At 49.0% G+C, this 22,891-nt stretch carries 33 protein-coding genes; 15 read left to right on the top strand and 18 right to left on the bottom strand.

What is annotated here, in order from left to right:
* Positions 1-89 precede the first annotated feature (89 nt).
* On the top strand, positions 90-272 hold the full coding sequence (locus AXG56_RS02260) for a hypothetical protein (RefSeq protein WP_026578449.1): 183 nt from the start codon (positions 90-92) through the stop codon (positions 270-272).
* A gap of 110 nt (positions 273-382) precedes the next feature.
* Here AXG56_RS02260 and AXG56_RS02255 read toward each other — a convergent pair whose 3' ends face one another.
* Both AXG56_RS02255 and AXG56_RS02250 read right to left on the bottom strand, forming a co-directional pair.
* Complete coding sequence (locus tag AXG56_RS02255) at positions 383-703, bottom strand: hypothetical protein (protein ID WP_008638064.1); 321 nt, start codon at positions 701-703, stop codon at positions 383-385.
* A gap of 128 nt (positions 704-831) precedes the next feature.
* Positions 832-1,185 carry a hypothetical protein gene (locus tag AXG56_RS02250; protein WP_153017400.1) on the bottom strand — a complete coding sequence of 118 codons (354 nt, stop codon included), beginning with the start codon at positions 1,183-1,185 and terminating at the stop codon, positions 832-834.
* A 50-nt stretch (positions 1,186-1,235) separates the two neighbouring features.
* On the opposite strand from AXG56_RS02250, the gene AXG56_RS02245 reads away from it, so the two are divergent.
* Genes AXG56_RS02245 through AXG56_RS02235 form a run of 3 tightly spaced genes read left to right on the top strand, consistent with a single transcriptional unit; the run spans position 1,236 to position 4,011 of the window.
* Positions 1,236-1,886, top strand: coding sequence for a DUF5819 family protein (locus AXG56_RS02245; protein WP_152522233.1), 651 nt, complete (start codon positions 1,236-1,238; stop codon positions 1,884-1,886).
* 14 nt (positions 1,887-1,900) lie between these two features.
* On the top strand, positions 1,901-2,836 hold the full coding sequence (locus AXG56_RS02240) for a hypothetical protein (RefSeq protein ID WP_062513034.1): 936 nt from the start codon (positions 1,901-1,903) through the stop codon (positions 2,834-2,836).
* On the top strand, positions 2,833-4,011 hold the full coding sequence (locus AXG56_RS02235) for a transglutaminase family protein (protein WP_062513032.1): 1,179 nt from the start codon (positions 2,833-2,835) through the stop codon (positions 4,009-4,011). The genes AXG56_RS02240 and AXG56_RS02235 overlap by 4 nt, the downstream gene beginning before the upstream one ends.
* Before the next feature lie 63 nt (positions 4,012-4,074).
* On the opposite strand, the gene AXG56_RS02230 is transcribed toward AXG56_RS02235, so the two are convergent.
* Positions 4,075-5,331 carry a hypothetical protein gene (locus AXG56_RS02230; RefSeq protein WP_062513030.1) on the bottom strand — a complete coding sequence of 419 codons (1,257 nt, stop codon included), beginning with the start codon at positions 5,329-5,331 and terminating at the stop codon, positions 4,075-4,077.
* 77 nt (positions 5,332-5,408) lie between these two features.
* Positions 5,409-5,636, bottom strand: coding sequence for a hypothetical protein (locus tag AXG56_RS02225; RefSeq protein WP_008638048.1), 228 nt, complete (start codon positions 5,634-5,636; stop codon positions 5,409-5,411).
* Positions 5,637-5,825: 189 nt separating this feature from the next.
* Here AXG56_RS02225 and AXG56_RS02220 point away from each other — a divergent pair, with 189 nt between their 5' ends.
* The 5 genes from AXG56_RS02220 to AXG56_RS02200 all read left to right on the top strand — a co-directional run bounded on the left by AXG56_RS02220 (position 5,826) and on the right by AXG56_RS02200 (position 8,301).
* Complete coding sequence (locus tag AXG56_RS02220; protein WP_008638047.1) at positions 5,826-6,284, top strand: LytTR family DNA-binding domain-containing protein; 459 nt, start codon at positions 5,826-5,828, stop codon at positions 6,282-6,284.
* Positions 6,281-6,694, top strand: a complete 414-nt coding sequence (locus tag AXG56_RS02215) for a DUF3021 domain-containing protein (protein ID WP_026578441.1) — start codon at positions 6,281-6,283, stop codon at positions 6,692-6,694. Before AXG56_RS02220 ends, AXG56_RS02215 begins: the two co-directional genes overlap by 4 nt.
* Positions 6,695-6,883: 189 nt before the next feature.
* Complete coding sequence (locus AXG56_RS02210; RefSeq protein ID WP_008638044.1) at positions 6,884-7,228, top strand: PadR family transcriptional regulator; 345 nt, start codon at positions 6,884-6,886, stop codon at positions 7,226-7,228.
* On the top strand, positions 7,218-7,778 hold the full coding sequence (locus AXG56_RS02205) for a DUF2812 domain-containing protein (protein WP_008638042.1): 561 nt from the start codon (positions 7,218-7,220) through the stop codon (positions 7,776-7,778). The genes AXG56_RS02210 and AXG56_RS02205 overlap by 11 nt, the downstream gene beginning before the upstream one ends.
* Complete coding sequence (locus tag AXG56_RS02200) at positions 7,771-8,301, top strand: DUF2812 domain-containing protein (RefSeq protein ID WP_062513029.1); 531 nt, start codon at positions 7,771-7,773, stop codon at positions 8,299-8,301. Before AXG56_RS02205 ends, AXG56_RS02200 begins: the two co-directional genes overlap by 8 nt.
* A 38-nt stretch (positions 8,302-8,339) precedes the next feature.
* Here the strand turns inward: AXG56_RS02200 and AXG56_RS02195 are convergent, their stop codons facing one another.
* The 6 genes from AXG56_RS02195 to AXG56_RS02170 all read right to left on the bottom strand — a co-directional run bounded on the left by AXG56_RS02195 (position 8,340) and on the right by AXG56_RS02170 (position 11,777).
* On the bottom strand, positions 8,340-8,849 hold the full coding sequence (locus AXG56_RS02195) for a GNAT family N-acetyltransferase (protein WP_062513027.1): 510 nt from the start codon (positions 8,847-8,849) through the stop codon (positions 8,340-8,342).
* A 40-nt stretch (positions 8,850-8,889) separates the two neighbouring features.
* Positions 8,890-9,156, bottom strand: a complete 267-nt coding sequence (locus tag AXG56_RS02190; protein WP_062513024.1) for a hypothetical protein — start codon at positions 9,154-9,156, stop codon at positions 8,890-8,892.
* Between the two features lie 436 nt (positions 9,157-9,592).
* Positions 9,593-10,366: a class I SAM-dependent methyltransferase gene (locus AXG56_RS02180; protein ID WP_062513021.1), complete on the bottom strand. Its 774-nt coding sequence runs from the start codon at positions 10,364-10,366 to the stop codon at positions 9,593-9,595.
* A gap of 98 nt (positions 10,367-10,464) precedes the next feature.
* The gene (locus AXG56_RS02175) at positions 10,465-10,914 is read right to left on the bottom strand and encodes a GNAT family N-acetyltransferase (RefSeq protein WP_026578436.1); all 450 of its coding nucleotides are present in this window, start codon (positions 10,912-10,914) and stop codon (positions 10,465-10,467) included.
* A 50-nt stretch (positions 10,915-10,964) separates the two neighbouring features.
* Positions 10,965-11,102 (bottom strand): hypothetical protein, encoded by a 138-nt coding sequence (locus tag AXG56_RS19365; RefSeq protein WP_161484893.1) that lies wholly within the window; start codon positions 11,100-11,102, stop codon positions 10,965-10,967.
* A gap of 144 nt (positions 11,103-11,246) precedes the next feature.
* A complete protein-coding gene (locus AXG56_RS02170; RefSeq protein ID WP_062513019.1) occupies positions 11,247-11,777 on the bottom strand; it encodes a hypothetical protein in 531 nt (176 codons plus the stop codon).
* A 93-nt stretch (positions 11,778-11,870) separates the two neighbouring features.
* On the opposite strand from AXG56_RS02170, the gene AXG56_RS02165 reads away from it, so the two are divergent.
* Entirely contained in the window at positions 11,871-12,650 is a 780-nt protein-coding gene (locus AXG56_RS02165; RefSeq protein ID WP_062513017.1) for a MerR family transcriptional regulator, read from the top strand.
* Here AXG56_RS02165 and AXG56_RS02160 read toward each other — a convergent pair.
* Genes AXG56_RS02160 through AXG56_RS02150 form a run of 3 tightly spaced genes read right to left on the bottom strand, consistent with a single transcriptional unit; the run spans position 12,562 to position 17,457 of the window.
* A complete protein-coding gene (locus tag AXG56_RS02160; protein ID WP_062513015.1) occupies positions 12,562-13,779 on the bottom strand; it encodes a type III PLP-dependent enzyme in 1,218 nt (405 codons plus the stop codon). The genes AXG56_RS02165 and AXG56_RS02160 overlap by 89 nt on opposite strands.
* Positions 13,780-13,786: 7 nt before the next feature.
* Entirely contained in the window at positions 13,787-15,691 is a 1,905-nt protein-coding gene (locus tag AXG56_RS02155) for an IucA/IucC family siderophore biosynthesis protein (protein ID WP_062513013.1), read from the bottom strand.
* The gene (locus tag AXG56_RS02150) at positions 15,688-17,457 is read right to left on the bottom strand and encodes an IucA/IucC family siderophore biosynthesis protein (protein ID WP_062513011.1); all 1,770 of its coding nucleotides are present in this window, start codon (positions 17,455-17,457) and stop codon (positions 15,688-15,690) included. The genes AXG56_RS02155 and AXG56_RS02150 overlap by 4 nt, the downstream gene beginning before the upstream one ends.
* A gap of 206 nt (positions 17,458-17,663) precedes the next feature.
* Here AXG56_RS02150 and AXG56_RS02145 point away from each other — a divergent pair, with 206 nt between their 5' ends.
* Complete coding sequence (locus AXG56_RS02145) at positions 17,664-18,410, top strand: IucA/IucC family C-terminal-domain containing protein (protein ID WP_008638016.1); 747 nt, start codon at positions 17,664-17,666, stop codon at positions 18,408-18,410.
* A gap of 167 nt (positions 18,411-18,577) precedes the next feature.
* A complete protein-coding gene (locus AXG56_RS02140) occupies positions 18,578-18,760 on the top strand; it encodes a YjzC family protein (RefSeq protein ID WP_008638014.1) in 183 nt (60 codons plus the stop codon).
* A 60-nt stretch (positions 18,761-18,820) separates the two neighbouring features.
* Here the strand turns inward: AXG56_RS02140 and AXG56_RS02135 are convergent, their stop codons facing one another.
* Both AXG56_RS02135 and AXG56_RS02130 read right to left on the bottom strand, forming a co-directional pair.
* Positions 18,821-19,042: a hypothetical protein gene (locus AXG56_RS02135; RefSeq protein ID WP_062513009.1), complete on the bottom strand. Its 222-nt coding sequence runs from the start codon at positions 19,040-19,042 to the stop codon at positions 18,821-18,823.
* A gap of 75 nt (positions 19,043-19,117) precedes the next feature.
* The gene (locus tag AXG56_RS02130) at positions 19,118-19,456 is read right to left on the bottom strand and encodes a hypothetical protein (protein ID WP_008638010.1); all 339 of its coding nucleotides are present in this window, start codon (positions 19,454-19,456) and stop codon (positions 19,118-19,120) included.
* Positions 19,457-19,593: 137 nt separating this feature from the next.
* Here AXG56_RS02130 and AXG56_RS02125 point away from each other — a divergent pair, with 137 nt between their 5' ends.
* The 3 genes from AXG56_RS02125 to AXG56_RS02115 all read left to right on the top strand — a co-directional run bounded on the left by AXG56_RS02125 (position 19,594) and on the right by AXG56_RS02115 (position 20,878).
* Positions 19,594-19,911, top strand: a complete 318-nt coding sequence (locus tag AXG56_RS02125; RefSeq protein ID WP_008638008.1) for a helix-turn-helix transcriptional regulator — start codon at positions 19,594-19,596, stop codon at positions 19,909-19,911.
* A gap of 64 nt (positions 19,912-19,975) precedes the next feature.
* Complete coding sequence (locus AXG56_RS02120; RefSeq protein WP_008638006.1) at positions 19,976-20,404, top strand: DMT family transporter; 429 nt, start codon at positions 19,976-19,978, stop codon at positions 20,402-20,404.
* Positions 20,405-20,416: 12 nt separating this feature from the next.
* Positions 20,417-20,878: a DMT family transporter gene (locus AXG56_RS02115; protein ID WP_008638005.1), complete on the top strand. Its 462-nt coding sequence runs from the start codon at positions 20,417-20,419 to the stop codon at positions 20,876-20,878.
* Positions 20,879-20,893: 15 nt separating this feature from the next.
* Here AXG56_RS02115 and AXG56_RS02110 read toward each other — a convergent pair whose 3' ends face one another.
* Genes AXG56_RS02110 through AXG56_RS02100 form a run of 3 tightly spaced genes read right to left on the bottom strand, consistent with a single transcriptional unit; the run spans position 20,894 to position 22,844 of the window.
* The gene (locus AXG56_RS02110) at positions 20,894-21,391 is read right to left on the bottom strand and encodes a GNAT family N-acetyltransferase (RefSeq protein ID WP_008638003.1); all 498 of its coding nucleotides are present in this window, start codon (positions 21,389-21,391) and stop codon (positions 20,894-20,896) included.
* On the bottom strand, positions 21,391-22,047 hold the full coding sequence (locus tag AXG56_RS02105; RefSeq protein WP_062513007.1) for a class I SAM-dependent methyltransferase: 657 nt from the start codon (positions 22,045-22,047) through the stop codon (positions 21,391-21,393). The genes AXG56_RS02110 and AXG56_RS02105 overlap by 1 nt, the downstream gene beginning before the upstream one ends.
* Positions 22,044-22,844 carry a trans-aconitate 2-methyltransferase gene (locus AXG56_RS02100; protein ID WP_062513005.1) on the bottom strand — a complete coding sequence of 267 codons (801 nt, stop codon included), beginning with the start codon at positions 22,842-22,844 and terminating at the stop codon, positions 22,044-22,046. Before AXG56_RS02100 ends, AXG56_RS02105 begins: the two co-directional genes overlap by 4 nt.
* Positions 22,845-22,891 lie beyond the last annotated feature (47 nt).

The raw sequence follows: 22,891 nt of genomic DNA, 5'->3' as shown, positions 1-22,891 counted from the left end.
AAAGGCTTATAGATGGCATCTCCTTCCAAAATTTCCGTCGATATGATACGCTTCCATAAAGGAAAGATACAAAAGTCGGGAGGACTTTTATGAAGAAACGGACAAACCGAGAACGATATTGGATTTTACTGCCGCCCTTCCTCCTTGCCGCCGTCCTCACCTACCTTACACTCCCGGAGGATTATCGAGAATACTCCTTCCTCATCGTTCTTGCTTTCTGGATCAGCTACCACCTTTGGAATAGATATGCCTCCAGGCACAGACGCGAATAAGGACTGCTTCCGTCCTCTTGTCTACGACACCCGATACATAAAAAAAGCCTGACCCAACAGGGCCAGGCTATCTTTCTATCTATTATCATCTCTACTTAATCGCTCGTATTTCAGTCAAAAATGACATCAAGGTTTGCATCTTCCTTAATAGCAGGGTCAACATTTTCGTGGCCGTTGAGCTTGTCTACAGCGAAGTCAGCGACAGCATCCCCGACCTTCGCACCCGCTGCACCCGCTGCACCTGTCAGAAACGCCGTTCCGACGATGGCTGGTACTGCTTCAGGCTCTACGGTTTCCGCATTTTCTCCTGTGACTTTCTTCTGCTCTTCCGGACTTACTTCATTCGAAGCGGCTAAAGACGATGACATTCCCAATGATCCTAATACAACAGTCCCAGCTAGTGCAATAGCTCCGAATTTCTTATACTTCATGCAATTCCTCCTTGGTGTATTTTTACAATTACCAGCTTCTCATGCATCCGTCTATATGTCAAATTATAGTATTCTTGGGTTTAAAAGGTCGGAGAAAGCGGAACATAAAGATACATAGGAAGCCCGCATCATTCCCCGGATGATCCAATTGTCCACCCGCCGAAAAAGAAAAGCGCACTTGTCACCCAGCTGGATCCCAATGATGTGATGATCAGTAAAAGTCCGGCGGCGATGAACCAGGGTGCAATTATTTTTTCAGGCCGTCCTTTCGCTAAAAGATAAAAGAGTACAAGCGTCCCGATGAACACAAGCAGCGTAGCTACTAAAAACGCCTGGTTACCGACCAGCCAATACTCTGTCCCGTTCAATCCGTTACGAGTATCCACTAAAAACAATCCGGCTAACGTAGCGCCTGCAATCAGCATATTCAATACGGACGCAGCAATCAAAGCGGCATAGGAGAACTTTTTCAATGTCGTCATCCTCTCTCGTTACCTTTGTCAATCATTACCATAACATAAAGGAGGCCGTCATGAACAAGCCAGGGCACCTCGTACTTATCCTAGCCGGAACGATCTTTCTAGTTTTCCACTTTACGATGCTCGGTCTTTCCGTCGGGCCGAACAACCCTGTTTCCGTCACCCACAGGGAAGCCATCAACCAGTATAAAGATCCGCTGTTCTATCAAAACTGGAACTTATTTGCCCCGGAGCCTATATCGAAGAATCATAAGATCCTCGTCAAATACCGGACGGAGAGTGGAGAAGAATCGGATTGGAACGATATCTCCACCCCGATTCTCGATTCCAATCAACAGAACCGGTTCAGTGCCATTAACCGCGCAGCGAGGGTACCTTCCGGGATTTTCTTCAGCATTTACCGACCTAATGACCTCGTCATGGCCTACAGGAAGAAAACCGGGGAAGAAGAAGCGACCGATGTCGTAAATGAAGAGGTCATTGAACAACAGCGCAGCGAACAGATCGACGCCCTGTACCGTTTTGCCAACTCCTCCATTCCGCTGTTGACGGATGCCGGGGAAGTGAAGGAAGTGAATGTCCGGATCATGGAGGTCTCTCCTGTTCCTTATTCCGAGCGAAACAATCCTGATTATAAACGGGAAGCACAGTACATCGATTTTGAATGGAGAGATTATTTCTATGTGGATTCATACGACGTCTGAAGGGAGCCCTCTACATGCTGAATAGAATAATCGACTGGTTCACCTCCCCTAAACATTTAATCGGTGCAAGTGTGACAAGGATCGTCCTCGGTGCGATCCTGGTTTACAACTATGTCATCAACTATCCATTAAGACACTTCTACTGGGCGGACAGCGGCGTCATTTCGAACGATATTTACAATACGATCTACCGGCTCCCTTTTTCGGTTTACGGCCTGTCTGACAGTGCCGCCTATTTCGAGGTCATGTTTCATGCAGGTTTGATTTTCTCTTTCTTGTTCATGATCGGGACCGGTGGCAAATTCACACAAATCATGAACTTCCTGTTCACCTTTTCACTCATTAACCGAAATGCGTTCATCAGCGACGGCGGCGATAACATCCTGTACTTGTGTCTTTTCTATATGCTGTTTATGAATGTTACGGCGTACTTCTCCGTTACGTTCCTTAGACGGCTGAAGTTCCTGGATCGATGGAAAGATACGTTTGCCATCATCCATAATTTCGGGCTTGCTTTCGTCGTCATCCAATTGTCTATCATGTATTTCACTTCGGGAATCTATCAGATCATGGGCGAACGGTGGAACAGTGGAACCGCGCTCTACTATATTCTGCAGGTAGAACAATACTCTTCCGAATTTTGGGAAGGCGTTCTCACAAGCAATACGTATTTCATCGTATTCTTCACCTATGCTTCCATCCTGATCAAATTGGCATTTCCACTCGCCCTGTTCAACAAATATGCGAAGTATATCATCATCGCAGGAATCATAGCGTTCCATATCGGAATTGCCATCGTCATGGGACTGATCACTTTCTCAGCCATCATGATAGGACTGGACTTCCTGCTGTTGAACAACAAGGAATATCAACGGGCTTGGACATGGATGAAGCGGTTCCGGGAGAAGCTGCCTGAGAAAATATCCGTAAAAGGGAGCAATGCTTCATGAAACGAAAAACATTCGAATTCTTATACGAGAATAGAAGCAGCAAAGGAATCGACGTTTGGCTTTCTGTGACGGACGATTGCCGGAATGTCACGTTCCCCGGCGCTTCTCCCACGCGCCGTACCAGCCATCCTTTCTTAGGGGATCTCTATTTCTTCCACTTGGATGGAAATACACAGCTTTCCATGAAGGCGGAGGCAGGTTATTGGGACCCGGTAGGAAAAAGCGCAGAAGAAAAAGCCTTCTTCCTCAGAAGCTCCTCCCTCATACCGGTTGATGAGGAGACGCTTCAAGAAGCACAACAAATCGTCCGTGATGCCGTCGACGATCATGCGAAAGTACGCCTTCTTTTCCGACACATCCGTGACCACTATAAATACTCAACGAAATTCAACAAACGGGGGGTTTCCTACTGTAAAGCTTCAAAAAAAGGAGACTGCGGAGAGCTTTCTGCGCTTCTCGCTTCCTACTGCCGTTCCCTGGGAATCCCGGCAAGAGTGCTCGTCGGGGCTTGGATGGGGAAGAATGAACCGCACGCCTGGAATGAGGTTTTCCTTGAAGGGAAGGGATGGACACCCATGGACGTAAGCATCGCCATGTGGACCTTTTTCCGGCATCCACTTCGCAATATCGGAGCGACCATCAAGTACGGAGTCTTCTCTAATAAAAAGAAATACGAAGAAGGTATAGAAGGAAACCGTGTCGTATTTTCCATCGACCCGGAACGGGAGCTTACCCCTTCTTACTCATCCGTCGATCCGCCGACAGACAGCTCCACCTATATGATTGGAGATACACGCCTCGCCTGGGGATTCGATTCGATTCAGAATAAAGCACCTTATATGCAGCCGATTTACCCGAGACTGAATGAAGAATATACGAAAATCAGTAATCGCGATCTCCTGGGGAATGTGACTATTAAACCGGCAAAAGCAGTCGACCGTACCACCCTGCTTATGAAAAAATATTCCTTCGTCATTGGTGTTCTGCTCGTCTATGCAACCATTTTAATGGATTGGTTTTCCGTCGCCGTCTCTGCAAGTTACGCAGCGAGTGCCCTGTCGACGATTTCCCTTGGTATATTCGCCCTGCTTACCATCATCAGAAAAGAATACAACCTGCCGATTCTCGTCCTTTGTTTGTTATTCGTATTCTCTGCCGTCGGGTTAGTGTATTGAATAAAAGAAACACCCCATCCAAATCCGGTAGGGGTGTTTTTTTCTTTCTGTAATAAGGTTGCTTTATAAATCCGCGAGCGGCACGATTTCCCCCGAGTGACTCAATACAGCATCATCACAGTCAAGCAGTCCGCAAAGGCAGTATCTGCCGGTCGTCCTGTCCAGCACATACGTCGGACGGAGCTTCAGCTTATCTTTCAGGAGCTCATACGCCTCTGTTTTTGTGTACTGCGCCGTGTCGGCCGCTTCGAACGCATCGAACATCTCCAGAAATGCGCCCGTGTCGATATGGGTAAGAACCTCTCCACCATCCTTGCTTAAGAACAGCTTCAGCTTCCTTTGGAAAACGGTCCTCGTCTTTTCCACTTCCTCCAGCTCTGCGACGACATAACCTTGGTCCCGACAGACGTTCTTCCAGCGCCATTTCCCACTGTCTTCCGGATGATTCATCCGCAGGAAGCGCACAATCGCCTTATCGACCCGATCAACCGTACCCGGTTCCAGCGGCTCAAGGTCCGGGTGGGGCTCCTGTTTTTCCAACTGCTCCAGGCTCACTTCTTCGGATAGATCGATTTCCTGCGTTTCCACCGTCCCCCGAAGAGGAGAAGAGTAAGTCAAAATCTCGTCCCGTTCCACCCTCTGCTCCGACCAAAAGAGTTGAAAAGGAAGCGTTTCCCTGCCGTCATTGGTCACATAGATTTCTTCGAGTGCAAACGCAGAGACGAAACATTCCTTTTCCATCACCGGGAATTCCAACAGCTGTAGCTGCTCCATGACAATCTCTTTCACCTTTTCCGTCGTGAGGGCGAAGGACTCCACGTCCGCCTCTTCCTTTTGCGGGAACCGTCCGTGTATGGTGAAGAACACGAGCCTCCCTGCTTCATCAAGACGGATCTCGATCGTCCCAGCCGGAGTCGTACGTATCCCGTCGATCACACTATGGTACTGATACGTTCTTATCTCCCCGCTTGCCTGTTCCGTCTGCTCGGCCACGTTTACCCCGGTCTCTGTTTCGATCCAGCGTCGGACTTTTGCTTCATCATCCAGAACAATCGACTCCTCATGGGTCACCCCGCCTACAAAAATCACATGCTGCAGCTGCCCTGTATGGACATCGACTTCGATGCTTGCCGTCCCTTCCGGATTGAGATCTTCATCGTCCTGATCCGAATCGCTCGGAAACCATTCCATGCTGTAGATAAACTGTGTCTCCCGATTCGGACCTACCCTCCGATGAATGTGTTCCCGCGCGAGCGTATAATCGCGTAAACCGAATTGTTCCTTCACCTGTTCTGCCAATCCTTCCAACCGCTGTTCCATAGCCCCACCTCTTCATCATTTTCTGTTATGCATTTACGGGAGAGTTTTCATAAACGTTTCAAAAATAATATTTTCTTCTACTCCGTCTCCTGCTGATCCCTCTTTCCCTTCCATATCCCGTAACCGAAAAAGCCGCCTACCAACGTAAATAGGACGACGGTAATAAGGAAATCCAACAAGGCAGCGACCGTAAAGCCTACGCCCCCGCGCATGATGAATTGATTGACGATGAAAAACAAAATTCCGGCCGGAAAGCCGAAACGGAGCATCCCTGTCTTTATATACTTGCTTTTCTTTAATTCCACGGTACACCTCTCCACAACATTTATTTTCTAGAAAAAGGGTATCACAGACATCTATGGAAGAGAAGCAGAAGGGCACCTCATAGCTGCAGCTCATCCGCCATAAGGTGCGTCTTACCGGAGGAGTGCTGACACTTTTCTTTCGTTTCCCTATACTGAGAACATAGAGAGAAAGCCAAGGAGGTGGAGCATGTGAAGATCCAACTGGATGTCGACCCAGGTTGCGAAGAGACGAAGGTGACCATCCACTGCAGCGAGCTTGATGACGATATCAAAGAACTGCTTGATTTCCTGAAAGCCGGTAAAACGGACCTGCTTACCGGTAAGCGCGGAGGAAAACAGCATCTCCTGAAACCGGAGGATGTCCACTATTTCCAGACTTCCGGGGAGCATGTTGTCGCAGAGAACGAAAAAGGGACGTTTACGATGAAGGAAAAACTGTATGAACTGGAACAATTGCTTCCATCAAGACGCTTCATCCGGTTGTCGAAGTCCGTCCTTGCCAATTTGTATGAAATCAGCCACTTCGAGCCTTCCTTCCACGGGACGCTCGCCGTCCATTTCAAGTCCGGAGCGAAAACCTACGCCTCGAGACACTACGTCAGTAAGATCAAAGAACTATTGAATAAGAACAGGAGGGAAAACAAATGAAAACATTTCTATTTCGCAGTTTCATCGGCATCTTCTTCGGAGCATTCCTCTCGGTCCTCACCACCTATGCCATCTTTTTCTTCGGAGATGTCACCGTATTCCAAGCCGATCCCTTTATCAAAAATTCACTCGGATCGATGTTCTGCGGCTGGTTCTTCTCCGTCACGCCGCTCCTTTTCGAAATCGAATCATGGAGCCTTTTCAGACAGACGGCCGTCCACTTCCTGATTGTGACGTGCCTGTTCTTTCCGCTCAGCGCCTGGGTAGGATGGATGCCGTTCACCTTGACAAGTCTGCTCTTCTTCATCGCCGTCTTTCTTGTCCTGTATGGAGTGATCTGGCTCGGGTTTTATCTCTATTTCCGTCATGAATCACGAAAGCTCAATCAACAGCTTGAGCATATAGAATGACAGAAAACATACAACTTCCGGTCATCGAACGCTTTTATTATAAGAGCGTTCCATGACCGGATTTTTCTTTTTTCCTCTCCTCAAGCGAATTCTGAAAAAAATTCCCAATAATAAATTGACTTTTATATCATTAAACGATATATTACATTTAACGATATATCATTAAACGATATAAATGAGGTGAAGAGATTGGCCAGAAACGATGCCTTAGATGCCGGGGAGCTGACGGATACGTCCTTCTATATCCTCCTTTCCCTTCTGGAAGCCCGTCACGGGTACTTGATCATGCAGACGATCGAAGAGTGGACGGACGGTGAATTCACCATCGGTCCTGCCTCCCTTTATACGACGATCAAGAAGTTATTGAAAGCAGAGCTGATTGAGCTTGCGGAAGGTTCCGGGAAAAAGAAGACGTATATCGCAACAGCTGCCGGACGAGAACTGCTGAAATCCGATGTCGAGCGGCGCAGGCGAATGATCCGTCATGCCGAAGAGGTATGGCAGAAGAAGGAGGATGTTATCAATGAAGCGTAAATATATCATGATGGATGGACTCGCCTTTTCAGAAGGGAAAGAAATGGAGAAATTGGCGCGCTATGCGAAGAAAGGCTGGCATGTGGAACGCTTCCTGCTGCTTGGGTTCCGGCTTCGAAAGGGAGAACCGGAGGAGAAGCAGTTCGAAATCGATTATCGGGAGAGTCCGGATGAAGACTACTTCGATTTGTTTGAAGAGGCAGGCTGGAGACACGTATGTTCGTCGGTAGATTATATTCACCTTTTTACGGCGGAGCCGGGAACGACACCGCTCTATACAGATAAGACGAGCCTCCTGGAAAAGTATGAAACAGAGAAAGAGAAAGACGGGAAATGGGCCCTATGGTCGCTGGTTACGACCGTTCTTTCTTTCCTGCTGAGCGCCCTCAGCAGCGAGGCGGGGCTTCCTGCCTGGATCGGTGAGGCATTCGAATGGATAGGAATAATTGCCTTGTTCCCTACCATGATCACTGGAATGGTTTTCCTCGGCTTCGCATACCGCTGCCGGAAATTGAGAAAAGGAAGAACAGGAGCGAAAACGAATGTATAAACGAACGATACGGATATTTTTTACATGGCAGGACAATAAAGAAGCCGAATGGCTGCAATCGATGGCCAAGGACGGCTGGCATCTGGCCCGGTACCGCTTCGGCCTTTACACATTCATTCAAGGAGAACCGGGCGAATACGTCTATAAACTGGACTACAGGAACGGGACGGACGAGGATATCGACAGCTATTTAGCTTTGTTCGAAGAAGCTGGATGGGAGAAGGTCGAGCGCTTCCACGGCTGGCACTACTTCCGTAAACCGCTCACAGCAAACGAAGACGCACCGGACATTTATACCGATCACGAGACGGAAGCGCATAAGTACCGGCTGCTCGTCAATCTGCTGATCCCGCTGTTCCTGGTTACCCTCGTTCTTGCTGCAACCATCTTCCAGCCTGGTGTCACCGGACATCCGATCTACACAGCTCTCAAAGTTTTGTATGGCTTTCTAATCGCCCTTTACGTCATCTCTATCGTCCAATTGAAAGTTAAAATCAACAAACTGACCCAGAACCATCTATAACAAAAGAGAGGAACCTGTGACAGGTTCCTCTTTTTTGTTCAGAAGTCGATTTGCCGGATATCGCTCCATCCATATACAGCTTCCTCCAAATCGACACCATCGATGGTCACCGTCTGACTGCCGATCCTACCCGCACCCTTCTTTTCGTAAAAAGCACAAGCAGGATCGTCTTCAAGCACCCGTACGAGGACAGACACATCCCTATGCAGCAGCCCCGTCCTCCACGCATCCAGAAGCCGCGTTCCAAGCCCTTTCCCCTGGTGCTCTTTCCTGATGTAAAGTGCATAAACCTCCTGGTTAAATCCAGCATAAAGGCCGCTTCTTTCCGGCCCTTCATGAATGAAACCGACGATGCCCTCTGCCGGCACAGCGGCTACGTATACCTGTTCCGCAGCAATGATTTTTCGCCATTTCTTTTCCCGTCCCGCATAAGTCATCCTCTGCAAATAACTTTCCGGTACGATGTCACTGTATGTAAAATGCCATGTGTCCACTTGGACCTCAGCCACTCCCAGAGCATCGCCCTGCTGTGCTTTTCTTATGTCCATATCCGACCTCCTGATAATGTACCCGCTTTCTGGCAATTCTTTAAGGCTGATTCCAAAAGAGCATCGACACAGCCGGAATGATCACAGAAAAGAACAGGATAACCAAGTTGCCGATTAATCCAATAACCTTCGCCGCACTTCTTTCCGCTAAGGAGGCAGCAAAAACTCCGAAAATCGGCACCAGGATCGAAAGAAAAATCATGATCCCGCCCGGAATGTTCTCTCTAGAAACATTAAAAAATGAATAAACGAACGTTAACGAAGAAATTAAAAAAAGAAGGAAAGACAAGATACCCATTTTCTTCATACACTCACCTCTGTTAGGTTTGTCAAAACTAGTTCCTCTTCGATAGTAAACGCAATAATCTACACCCCTGCTTACTCCAGAAACAATTCCAAAAAAGTTATGGGATAATACATAAAAACAACATAAAAACCAAGGAAAACAATAAGACCGACATTTATAAACACAATACTTTTATACGTCTGCACCTTGAACTGCAGCCAATAACTTACCGCCCAAAGGATATAAATGAAAACGATGGCCACATTCTCCGCTGTGTAGGGGTCCGGCTGCGGGACAAAATGAGTACCAAAGAACAACATGGCTCCCGTACCTAACAAAAGAACAAAAATAACCGCGTTAATCGCATGAATGATCGGGTGTCTAATACTTTCACTCCTAACCTCATTTCCCCCTATCTTGTGAGATTGTGAGAGACGTTACTAAAGGAAGAATAATTCTACGCTTTCACAGCTCTTGTAGCAAGGAAGGTTTTGATATGTTTATCCAATATTCTGGTTCCGCCGAAATCGTCTTCGTAAAATCCATTAAGGACAAACCCAGCATTGATCTGGCCCTGTATCTGATCTTCCAACGTATGAGCATACTCAATGGTCTGGTTTGATTTTATGTATGCTTCGACATCGCTTTCCGGCATATAATCAAGCGTCGACGACGGTACCGCGTGCTTCACATCCAGTATCCCTTCTCTTTCCTTGTCATCATCAAAAATCCATAACAGCGGATTGGTAAAACCAGTGATCAGAACACCACCACGGCTCAAAACCCTGTATGCTTCTTTCCAAACGAGGTGTACATCTTTCACAAACAAATTTGAAACCGGGTTGACGATCAGATCAAACGATTCATCCTCAAAGTCACTCAGATCTGTCATGTCCCCTTGTACAACCCTTAAAGACAATCCGTCTCTGTCTGCGACATTCCGATCCTGCTCCAGCTGCTTCTTAGAAATATCCGTCACCGTAACATCTGCTCCTGCCGCAGCGAGAACGGGTGCCTGTTGTCCCCCTCCGGAAGCCAGACAAAGGATTTTCACATCCTTCAACGATTCAGGAAACCAGTGCCTGGGTACTTGTTTTTCCGTTGTCACGCTTATACTCCATTCATCCTTCTTCGCTTTTTCTATCACTTCCCTGCTTACAGGCTTTGTGTACTTGGAGCCCTCTTCTACTTTCTGGTCCCAGGCCGTACTATTCTGCTGCGTTGTATCCATGAAAGATCACCCCTGTAAAATTATGTATTCAATAAATATCATTGTAACATAGCAACTATGGTTCCAATGATATTTGGTTTATCTAATAACAGGAAACCCTACCTAAGCTCTTTATACATAATTACATGCGGCCCTAGGGAAGGATAGTCAAAAGCTTCTCCGAAAGGTTGAAAACCAAGCCTCTCATAATATTGCTTTACAGAAGTCCTGCCTTTACACCAAAGCAGATCTGCTGCAAGATGTTTCAATTCGCTCTCTCCAAAGGTCACTACCTCCCTTCCTGCTCCCTTCCCTCTATATTCTTCGACAGTAGCCATAGCCCTTAATCTATATGGATGAGAGTCTGCCAATTCCGGATGAGATTCAGGATAAAAAGAAGCCACACTGACCAATTCTCTTTTATGGAACGCACCTATATGAAATGCCCCGGAATCATGATCCGTATCATATTGACATGCCTGAAACGATTGATGTGGTCTGAGTATTTGGTGTCGAAGATGGTACGTTTGTTCTGCTTTAATTCTTTGCACTTTGAAATGGATTTCCATTAGAAAAATCACTCCCATACTTGATTACAAGAGGGGTTCACCTAAGGCCTCTAAAAAACATCCCATCCCTTTGACTTCGGGTCCCCATCCACTTCTCTCCCTCCTGCTATTCTCTTCTTCATGCAGCCTGCAAAATGGTTGGAAACTTCCTGATCATACTTCCATCTATCCATACTTTCGTTAACCATTCGTCCCTCACCTGCTTCCATTCCTCTTTCAATCCATTGATGATCCTCCAGAGAGAGTTTTTTAATTTGGCAGGAGTGGCTCCCATAAAACTATTCGGCCCTGAAATTATCAACGAAAAAAAGAGCGGAAGCCGTGCTCCGCTCTTACTTCTTCGGCCATAGGAAATGACTTAAAGCGATCAGGAAATCCGCTCCGAGGACAAGCGACCAGATCCGCCAGACGCCGAAGAGCGCTTCGGTTCTCTCCGGATCGCCGATCAACCAGATCAAGACCCACAGGAAAGCGGACCCGATCGCATAAGCAAGGATGTGCTGCAGAAAGCTTTTGAAGTAATGACGCGCATGCTCCATCCCTTTGCGTTTCTTTGGTTTCGGACCGGATTTCGTAACATAATATTGAAAGCGTTCGTCCGCCCAGCGGATCATGCTCTTCCCGAACGCGATGGATACTCCGATATAAACCGCTGCCACAGCGTGGATCGTCGTCGCCGTCGCCCCACGATAAAGGTCGACGCTTGTCGCGATGAGAAGAAGGAGATCGATCACCGGTGTAAGGGCGAGGAAGAACAGCCCTGCCTTCTCCTTTCCTGCGACGTAGCGAAGCACAAGTCCGAGCAAAATGACGACCCAAAATCCAATTTCACTGAAAACAATCAACCAGCCGATACCATTCAAAAGCTATCTCTCCTCTGCTGCCAAACTATGGTATCCTCATCATAAAGGATGACGTTACGTCACCTGCAAGTTTTTTTGGAGGTGTTTTGGAAAATGGGCTTACATACGACAGGAGAAGTAGCGAAACATTTGGATATTACGGTGCGCGCGGTCCGGTATTATGACCAGATTGGATTAGTATCACCTGCTGCCAAAGACCCTTCCGGCAGAAGGCTCTATTCCGAAGAGGAGGTCAGGGAGCTCGAGAAGGTGCTGCTCCTGAAGTCGCTTGCCATGGGGCTTGACGATATCGAGAAGATCCTCAAGGAAACGACGATTGCCGAAATCCTCACCCTTAACGAGGCAAAGCTCCGGGCATCGATCGCCGAACTGGAGCAGTCTTTGGGGCAGAACGAAGCATTGAAGAACTCGCTTCGCCTCGAAGGGACGATCCGATGGGACGCGCTGCTTCCGCTCGTACGGGACAACAAGCAGCGGACGGATCAAAACCGCTGGAACCATCATTTCAATGAAGAGGAGCAGATGCTTTTGAAGCAGGACCTTCCGAAAATGGAAGAAGCGGAAACGAAAAAATGGATCCGCCTTGTTGAGCGGACCCGGATATGTATCGAGCGGGGCATCGGTCCCGATTCAATTGACGGCCGCTTGATCGCCGAAGACTGCCTCGCCTTGTCTGCAGGCATGCTGGGAGATGACCCTGTTCTCATCGATAAATTCTGGCAGGCGCGTAAATCCGAGGAGACATCCGCGGAGCTCGGGCTCTATCCCGTGTCTCTGGATATTCTCACTTTTCTCGAGGAAGCGTTCCAGCATCTTCCTGAGCAAGCACTTCCCCATCCCGAACATACACGTGTTCCGGGTGGGGATGACTGAGAAAATCGTGATGGGAAATCGTCCATGCGTAGGCTCCCGCGTATTCGAAAATAACGATATCGCCGGCCCGCAGGTTGTCCACGTAATCACCGCGAACGAGCACGTCGTTCGGCGTACAGAGTTCTCCGGCGATCGTGACATTTCCCTTCTCTACACCAGGACGCTTGAAGGGATACGGCCATGATTCGACCGAATGAATGCGGAAAGGATGGCTCATCTTCCAGGCGGCCGGCAGCCGTAAATGATGGGTACCGCCCCGCACGACGGCAAACCATTGGCCGTGGTTTTCTTTCACATCCAGCACTTCCGTCACATAATAACCACTCGCTGCCGTCAAGTAACGTCCGATTTCAAGGATAAGCGTCCATCCCTCCGGATCCAGCCGGTGCATACCGGCGGCGAATGCTTTCCAGTCAAACGGTTCTTCCGGCTTCCAATAGTTGATACCGATCCCTCCGCCGATATCGATGATCGAGGCTTCCAACCCGTAGCGCCGGCGCCAATCGTCTGCTTTCTCTACGCAGAGCTGGACAAATCGCACGTGTGCTTCTGCATCGAGATTGTTGGACATGGCATGGAAATGAAAGCCTGCAATCGACACTCTGCTTTCTTTCTCCGACTGCTTGATGCAGGCCGCCACATCTTCCTCCGACATTCCGAACTGACTTGGAACACCGGACATCATGTGGTGGCTTTCCGGTACGTCGCTGCTTAAGTTGACGCGGAGCAGGACAGGAATGGATATACCTTTTTCCTCAGCTAAATGGGCAATGCGATCCCAATCATGGGTGCTTTCGACGTTGATATAACGGACACCTTCCTCCAACGCAATCTCGATTTCGCTCTGCTTCTTCCCTGGGGCACCGAAGACCATCGGTTTTCCATAGGCAGCCGCTTTGGCGATCTCTCCCCCTGATGCGACATCAAACCCGTCGATGATCGGTGCGAGCGTCTTCAGAAGGTGTCGGTCCGGATTCGCCTTCATCGCGTAAAAGAAGGAACAAAAATCCGGGAGCGTCTCCTTGATCATCCCGGCATGCTTTTCGAGCCGGGTAAGATCATACACATAGGCACAGACAGGATTCGAATGATCCTGTCTTTCTTCTATATATCTTTCGATGGCTTTCATCTTTCTGTCATCCTTTAGCTAATGGATTCGGCACAGCATTATAGCCGTACCCTTTACTTGCTGTCAGACGCATCGTCGCGAGCGATTTATGCATGACGGCAGGCTGGTATAAAAACGCACGGTCCGTCTCCACCGCTTCCGGCGCATCTTCCATAAGCGACGTCAAGACACGATCGGACACCTCTCTCACAGCCTTCCAATACTGCGCTTCTTCTTCAGAAGAGGTGACGAGCTGCTTGATGATCTCTCCGAAATGGTTTTGGAATACGGTGTAATACAGCTTGTTGTGCATATCAGAGATGTCGTTGGTGATCGAGACGGAATCCGGTGCGAAGGCGGGCTTCATTCCGTGAAACCGGAGTCGTTCTGTATATATCCTGGCCCCGCCCCAGTCCCGGAAGAAAAACTTGGTGAGCCGGCCGTCCTTGAAAACAGGAATGCTGTTCTGAAGATGGCCTTCCAGGGCGACTCCATATTTGACCATCAGCGTCAAATAACCGGGAAGCACTTTTTCTACATAGTCGATAAAGAATTCAAGCCGGGATAATGGTGAGTTCTCCACGATTTCTTGAATGATCGTTCCGTTGTACATCGGAGACTTCGCATACAGCGCCATCCCGGCAACGGCCGCCTCTCCCTGTTCCAGTTTGTCATCGATGCTTTCCCGGATCAGCATCGTCAAGTTCCTGCTTTTCAGCCGGGCATCCGTATGAAAAGCGGCTCCGCCAAGTTCATACAGGGGAAGAAAACCGTCAAGCTGCGGCTCCCGCTCAAGGATTGCCGCCAGCATTTCCGAAAAGACGGTCGTATTGAGCGCGGTTTGTGTAGAGATTGACCGGACTGTGGAAGTCATCTGGCTGTTGACGGCAAGCTTCAACACCGGGGCACCCTTCTTTTTGGAAGTGACCGTCCGGAAAGAGGAAGTGGCATCGACCGGCAGAACCGTTCCAGGAAGAAGAACGACGTCCCCGGAGGCACATTCTTCCTTATAAATGTCAGGGATGGCATGCTCGAACTGCCACGGATGGACAGGCAGAATTTCATAATCCTGAGCCGGAAGCCCTCTCGCCGCCAGTTCCTTCCCCGCCTCCTGTAAACACTCTGGATAGCAATCGGCAAGCATGGATGCCTGGGTCGTCTTGATCACCCGGTTCTGCCGGACGGCAACAAACCGGAGAGCGAAAGACTGTCGGAACTCTGGAGAATAGCGCAGTACATCCGCATAGCTCAGTCCCAGCTTCGTCTTCGCCCCAGGATGAAGATGGTGTCCGTCTGTGACAAGCTGTTCAAAGAAAAGACTCGGTTCCCTGTAATGGGAAAGGGCATATTCGGTTGTCGAAGTTCTGCCGGCAGCCTCTTCTCTCACGCTCGTCGCCCACTGCTCCTGATTCATCAACGCAAGTGTCAGATTCGCCGCTCCGTTATTAAGTTCCCTTAGGAACGTATCCACATTCGGATACTTTTCCCTGCTGAAAAGCAGTCGGGAAAGCTCCGACGCCGTTTCGACAGGGCGATAACTTCCAGCATCGAAATAGACGACTTCTCCGGTCGTGTGGACACGCTGGAAAGCAGATTCACCATCGATGGCGAACATTACGCCGTAAGTTCCGAATGTTACCGCTTGATAAGTAAGCTCGGGTTGGAAGTCATAGCCTTGCAGTCCGTTGTACATAGAGGGAAGGACGGCACGGTTCAACTGTCCTCCCTCCGTTTTTACCGGAATCGCAGCGGCCTTCTCATACGCCCCGTCGATATTCTCACGGAAATAGGCATCGGACAGCTTTTTCACTATTCCTCTTCTGCCTTCCGGAAGGTATTCGAGAAATCTATCCACCTCTTCGGGATGCTGCTTCTGTAAAAACTGCAGACAATCCGCTTCTTCCTTCAACAACGATCGTTCTGTCACAGTCATCGTCCATGCACCTCGCTTTCCTTTGTAAACGGATTCGGCATATCTACATAGCGATTCTCCGTCACTTCATTCTTCAACCGCATCTGCACGAGCGCCTTCATCCGAGCCGGCCGGTGCAGGATTCGCTGGATATCTTCCCTTGCTTCTTCCGACAGGCGGGCGGCCGTTTCCTTGATTACCTTCTCCACTTCCGCCCACAGACCGTCTTCCGCACATCCGGTCTTTCTTGCCAACTGTACGATAATTTCACCGAGATGGTTATGCAGCACCGAATGGGTAAAGATATCAAGCAGCTCTTCGGTATCATCAGTCAGCAAATTGGTGCTTGCATCAATCGGTACATCACCGAAATGTTCAGCGAGCCGCTTCTCCAGCACGCGGATGCCGCCGTGATCACGAAGGATCGTCCGCAGCGGATGCCCGCCTTTGAAGACGACCACTGCATTCTGGAGGTGCGCTTCCATAGCGATCCCGTATTCTCCTAACAGATGCAGCACTCCAGGCAGAAGCGCTTCGGCATAGCGGCGGATGAAGGAACGCGGAGATCCTGCCCGTTCCGATGCTTCCTCCGCAATCGTTTTTCCGGACACGGGAGAAGGCGCGAGCAGGGAAGCCCCCGGAATCGCTACTTCCTCATCACCTAATGCATGCTCCGGATTTTCTCTTACAATAGCCGCCAAATTTTTCTGAAAGAAATGGACATCCTCCACTCCTGTGGACGGTTGATAATGGATCGCTGCCGGTTCTTTCATGGTGCTCAAATGGGAGCGTAATGCTTCATCGGACTCAAGCAAATCCTTGAAAAACCGGGAAAGCATCGGCCCGTTGTAAGTGGATGCGGCAGACACCGTCCGCACCGCACTCGTCATTTGGATGTTGACGGCTGTTTTAATATGGTGCTTCCATTGATTATTTAACGGTGCAAGGGAGCGGAAGGAAATGAGCGCAGCTGTCGCAATGTCCGCGCCTTTTACACGCTTGATTCTGCCGGCTTCTATATCCGCTTGGTAATCCTTAACGATCGTATGCTTCCACTGCCATGGATGGACGGGAATTAAAGCATAATCATCAGGATGGTTTATCTCAGACAGGAAGGCTTTTTCCACTTCTGGATATTCCGCAAAAAGAATTTCTTTCACCGTTTTCCCCTCCATGAGGGTCTCCCGGAATAACTGTTTATGAACGGCGACGGGAATAACCGCCGGTGTCCCACCCCACTCCGGAGCATACAGCCTTGCTTCTTTTTCGGACAGGCCGATCCTCGTTCGGGCGCATGGATGAATCGTGTGTCCCTGGATGACCAGCTGTTCGAAAAATGTCAGAGGACTGAACATTTTTGATTTTTTTTGGAGAACATAAGAAAAAACATCCGATACACCGAGCGCTTCGGCTTCTTGTTCCACTTCCTGGTTCCGTTCTTCTGACGCGGTGAGTGCAAGTGCGAGATTCCGGACACTGTTCTTCACTTCTATATAGAAAGGATCATCCGTCGGCAGGAAGAGACCCAGGACCTGCAGCGGGTCCGTTATTTCCTGCACATCTTCTCCTTCCACATACTGAACGCGGGCGATATCGAGCTGCCCAAGCCTGTATGTATGGGTGATCTCTACCTCCAGTGCCGCTTTGCCGATTGGAAATGCGGCCCCGTTTGGAAGGAGATCGTATGGATAGGCATTTTCCCTGATCATCGCCTGCACCAAAAGGTGAAGAATGATCCGGTCGGCTTGATTTTGTATGTAGGTGGTACGATTCGTTTCGTTATGCATTGGGGTTCTTTCCTTTCCATCTTGATACGGACTACCCTATTCCCTGTTTCCAGCCGGGTTAATCACCATAGGCTTAGCTTACGACGAGACGGGCACATTATGCCTGTTCGGATAGTTGAGAGGAACGCCATCTTCTTTTATAATTGAAAGTAGTTCTCATTTCCAGCGTTATGCCTGGAAAAATCCAAAATGTAGGAGTCATTTTCATGAATACTGCATGGGAGCAATTAAAACAGGACCACCGGTTCTATATCGGTACGGACCATGAACATAAAATTACACATGAGCTGGAAAGCCTCATCGACCATAAACCGGCATGCCGCGCTTTATTGGAAGCTCAGAACGAAGGGTTGGCAGCCCCCGACCTATCGATCACCGGGCTGTTGTTCGGGAAGATGTATTCGGTCATGACGATGGGCATGTACGAAACGATCGTGAAATACGGGCTCGTCATCGATGCTTCCCCTGAGAATATCGGCATCGAATGCTTGGAAAAAAATAAAATGAACTACGTCATCCGTGAAGAAGCGGTGGCTTCCATCGAAGACTTGACCGAAGAAGAAGTGAAGGATCGTATCCGCCGGTTCATTACGGAGAATCTTCAGCCGTTGTTCCAAACGATTGCGAAAGCATCGAACTGCAAATCGACGCACATGCGCTCGATCGTCAGTCACAACCTGCACCAACGGAGTCTCGCTTTCGCTGAAGAGCACCCGGAGAAGAAAGACTTCGCGGAAAAAGTCCTGCACTGGTTCACTTCCGAAGAGCTGTTTGAGGACGGCACGGTCAACCCGCTTCACTTCGAATTCCGCTTTTTCGAAAAAGAGAACGGTAAAGGGACCTACGTGCGCAGACACTGCTGCATGAAGTACATGCTGCACCAGGGAAACAAGAAGAACTGCTGCCCGACCTGCCCACTCATATCCGATGAGGAGCGGGCGGACAGACTGTAGATAAAGCAGAGAAAAGATACAAAGGCTCTTTCCCATAGTCCCTTCTGCTCACCCCTCCTACAAATGTAACATTTTGGTAAAAACATGTTTTCGATTGGTTTTATCTGGATATATAGCCTATGTGCGCACACAAAATATAACCAAAATCGGAAAGGATGTTTTTACAAATGGCAGACCGTTACAAGACTGGAGAACAGGCACCTGAAGCAGGAACATACCAATTTGACGGATTAGTAGATGGTGGCAGTGGAGATGTGACGGAAGATGAAAAACATATCGAACTGAGCAACGGGGATACATTCCCTCCGCTTCGTTCCAACAAAGAAGCTGCATATTGGAAAAAAGCCTGACCGAATGAACACATAAAAGGTCCTGAGCTCAAATCGAAGCTCAGGACCTTTCCTATGCCTTCATTTCTTCCGTCCGCCATCAATCACCTGGAAGGTCGTCTTATCATCCGGATGCCGGTCGAAAGCGACGATCGTAGCTCCGACTCCGATCCGAAATGATCCGTCCGAGTCTATGGAGAACAGCGTCCCTTCCTCTTTCACATGAATCGCCTGGACATTGTGTTTGGCGAACAGCTCCTGTATATCACCGATCAGCTCGTCCTTCCCATAAGTGAATCCCATGCCCATCCACTCCCTTGAAGTAAGTCATTGACTATAGGATATGTGACAGGCGTCCGGGACATACCTCCATTTCACTTAAACTTCCCGGATCAATGATTCCCCTCTTGTCTGTGCCTTATCATTCCACTGCCAGCTTTCCCAAAGTTCCAATTTCCCTTCCTTCGTTAAGACTGGTGTCGAGACGCATGATCCGCCGCGGATTTCCTTCTGGTTATTGACATGGTTGTAGCGGAATTCCAGCGTATCGTCCTCCTTGACGATTCCCACCAGACTCCCTTTCACGATGTCGCCTCCGCTGTAATCCGCGTAAATGATGCTTTCTTCCTGATAATAATGGAACGTCGTTTCTGCGGATACTTCCCCGTCCTCCGTATTTTGGACGGATACAAATGTTTTGTTATGTACATCAATCATGTGTGCTTCCTCCTTTAGTTACGATTCTATTTCATTCGACATTCCGGAGGCATCCCCTCTGTCTCGCCCCTTTCTTTCTTATTTTTCCCGATGCCGTCTTTTTGACAGATCGAACATCATCGATTAGTATAGTCCCCATGGAAAACTACGTAGAAATTTTCAAAGTGTTGGCCAACGAAAAACGTTTGGAAATGCTCCGGTGGTTGAAGGATCCTATGACTTACATCGACAAGCCGGCCGACCACCTTTCGGAAACGATTCATCACAAAGGCGGCATATGTGTTGGAGATATCCAGGAACAGTCCGACATGTCCCAATCGACGGTCTCGCATTATTTGGCGATGATGCAGAAAGCAGGGCTGCTGGAATCCGAACGTCACGGGAAGTGGACCTACTACCGGAGAAATGAAGCGGTCATCCAGCAAGTGGCTGCCTACATGAAAGAAGAGCTGTGAGCTCTTTTTTTGTTTTTCATATCGACATTATTCGAATTGTAGATATAACAGGAGGGGAAAAATCATGAAACTATGGATGTATATCGTCGCACTGATTGCAGGTTTGTCTTTGAGCATCGAAGGGGCGATCTATGGAGAACTTGGTCAATCCATCGGGAAGCTCGAAGCAAGCTTTTATAACTTTCTGGTCGGTTCCATTATCCTTGGAATCGTTCTCCTATTTTTAGGAAAAGGCTCCTTGTCCTACACCTTCCAAGCACCTAAATGGCAGCTGACCGGAGGACTGCTGGGAATGACCTACTTAACGATCTTGGTCATCGCCGTACCACTTGTCGGCGTCGGTGCAGCCATGATCAGCGTCATCGTCGGGCAAATGGCGATGAGCATGGTCATCGAGCATAAGGGATGGCTCGGCAGTAAAGCACGGAAAGTCAAAAAAGAAAAAATCATTGCCGTCCTATTGATGGCGGCTGCACTGATTCTGATTTATTAAGGAGGAGAAAAAATGGGGATTCTTTTAGTAGCAGCTTCTGTGATCGGTGGAGTGCTTCTCAGCTCCCAATCCTCGATCAACGGAGCATTCAGTAAACACGCAGGTACGTATGAGAGTACCTTTATGACTTTTTTCACCGGGGCGTTGATGCTGGCCATCGTCGTATTATTCTTCGGACAGGGGGATTTCCTCGCCGTCCTTGATGCGCCGAAGTGGCAGTTGACGGCCGTCTGGTTCGGTGTCGGATACTTGTTCCTCACCATTCTCGCCGTGCCGAAGATCGGTGTCATCGCAACGAATATTGCGACCGTCATCGGACAGCTTGTCGGAGGGATCATCATCGATCACTTCGGTTTGTTCGGCGGTCTCCAAATTTCTTTCGACTGGCAGCGGGGCACAGCGATCGTACTGATGCTGATCGCACTCCGACTGATCTATGTCGCGGATAAAAAGACAGTCCAAGAAGCAATGTAAGAACAGGAGCGGATGTTATCCGCTCCTTCCCTTTAGATCCTTTACGAACAAAACCCGCTCCACCCCTTTCCCGTCATAATCCGTATGCACCTTTACGCCATCCACTACTTTATCTCCAGGAACGACGGTAAATCCCATCCGTGTATGATAAGCGATTGATAAACGATTGACTGGAGACGTAATCGCCCGTACCCTTAACCTGCCGTGCTCCACCGCTTTTTCAAAGAACCTGTCGTAAAGCGCGGCCGCTATTCCCAGCTTTCGATAAGCCGGGTCGACCCCCACAAAATGAATATACGCTTCCTCCTCCCGTGATTGGGATAAAAAGCCGATTAGAAAGCCGACGATTTCCCCATCTACTTCCACGATAAAGCTGGTGTCCTGAAAGTGATCAAAGAAAAGTTTCGGCAGGGACAGCTCCCTGCCTCCCCACCACGCTTTCATCTTTCTTGTGACGACGGCATGATCGGAGGAGGTGCAGGGGCGCATGGTCCCGTCTCCATTCCATTCCATCATTCTGCCCCCTTTTTTCTGGCAGCAACGAACCATAGGACAAGATCTTCCCGCTGTCCCGAGGGATCCATTTTCGTCTGAATATGCTCCCTGCATTCAAGCAGTGTGTACCCGTCCGGAAGCTCGTCCATCACGGCCCGTTTATCATAGAAGCGCAGGGTCTTCCCGTTATGGTGGAACGTATGCGGCTCTACTTCCACCCCTGTTCCATAATTTTTCTTATCTGCTGTGGAAAGGCACGTAAACAACAGCAGGCCTCCCTTATGTAAATGCTTATCGCACGCTGTGAGCACCTTCTTACGATCTTTCTCCAGAAAAAGATGCAGGACGTTCGACAGGAAGACGGCATCAAAAGATTCCCCGGCAGCCATTCCCCGTATATCCATCCGCTCATACCGCAGCTGTTCCATTACCTCCGGTTTATCTGCCGTTGCCTGTCTGAGTGCCTCGGACGATACATCTGTTCCGAGCACATGGAAACCTCTCTCGGCAAAAGCGCGACTGTTCCGGCCGTACCCGCAGCCCGGTACGAGGATCGATCCGGCGCCATTCACGACGAGAAAAGGCAGAGCGAGTGCCACGGAAGGACACGGCTGGTCCCCCCATAGTTTGCCTGCTTCATAACGTTTATCCCAATAGTTTTTTACCGTATTCATCTGCTTCCCCTCTTTCCTTGTTTGCGGCCGATCTTCACAGATACCCGCCTTCTTTCTTCATACATTCCACAAGATCCGAGTGCTGCCTTCACTTCTTCTTCAAACAAATGAGCATCTTCTCCAAGGTACTGCTTTTTTCCGAAAGACGTAGAATAATGGTTCCCGATGATGGATGGGATATCCCACCGGATCGTAACTTCGGGAAGTTCATATACTTCAAGATCGAAAGCGGACTGCTCTATTATTTGTTCGTGCGTTATTTCCGGATGGCTGTACGTCGTGTTTCCCGCCCGTCTTGTCGGTCCATACCAGCGGCGGACGACTTCGTTGAATGTCTCCTGCCATTCGGTGGCTGCTTTATCCGGTTCATAATCATCGATGACGGCTACTCCTCCGCCCGGCACGACGAACTCATACAGGGAATCGAGCGTCCCGGCACGATCCATCCAATGAAAAGCCTTCGCTATCGTTACGACATTCATTCTATGGAACTGATTCAGATACTCTTCTACGGTTCCGTGAACCCACGAAACATTCTCTTTTCTCTTCTTTCTTTGAAGCATTCGCGCCACATCGAGCATTTCTTGTTCTTGATCGACACCGATGACCTCCCTGCAGTGATCAGCGAGTCGGAGAGCAAGGTCACCCGGTCCACATCCGAGGTCGATCACCGTCTGTGACCCGTCAAGGGAGAAACGGTCATGGAGCAAGTGAAGGAGCGTTTCCGGGTATACCGGACGATAAGCGGCATAATAAACAGCTGTACCTCTGAATAAATCTTTCCCGTAATCTTTCAATTTTCTTCTCCAGTCCTTTCACCATTGTACAGATACCTGAAACGAAA

Source organism: Halobacillus sp. KGW1, from assembly GCF_001592845.1.
Taxonomy (GTDB): domain Bacteria; phylum Bacillota; class Bacilli; order Bacillales; family Halobacillaceae; genus Halobacillus.
Note: the sequence above shows the minus strand (reverse complement) of the source record. Positions and strands in the feature narration are given on the sequence as shown.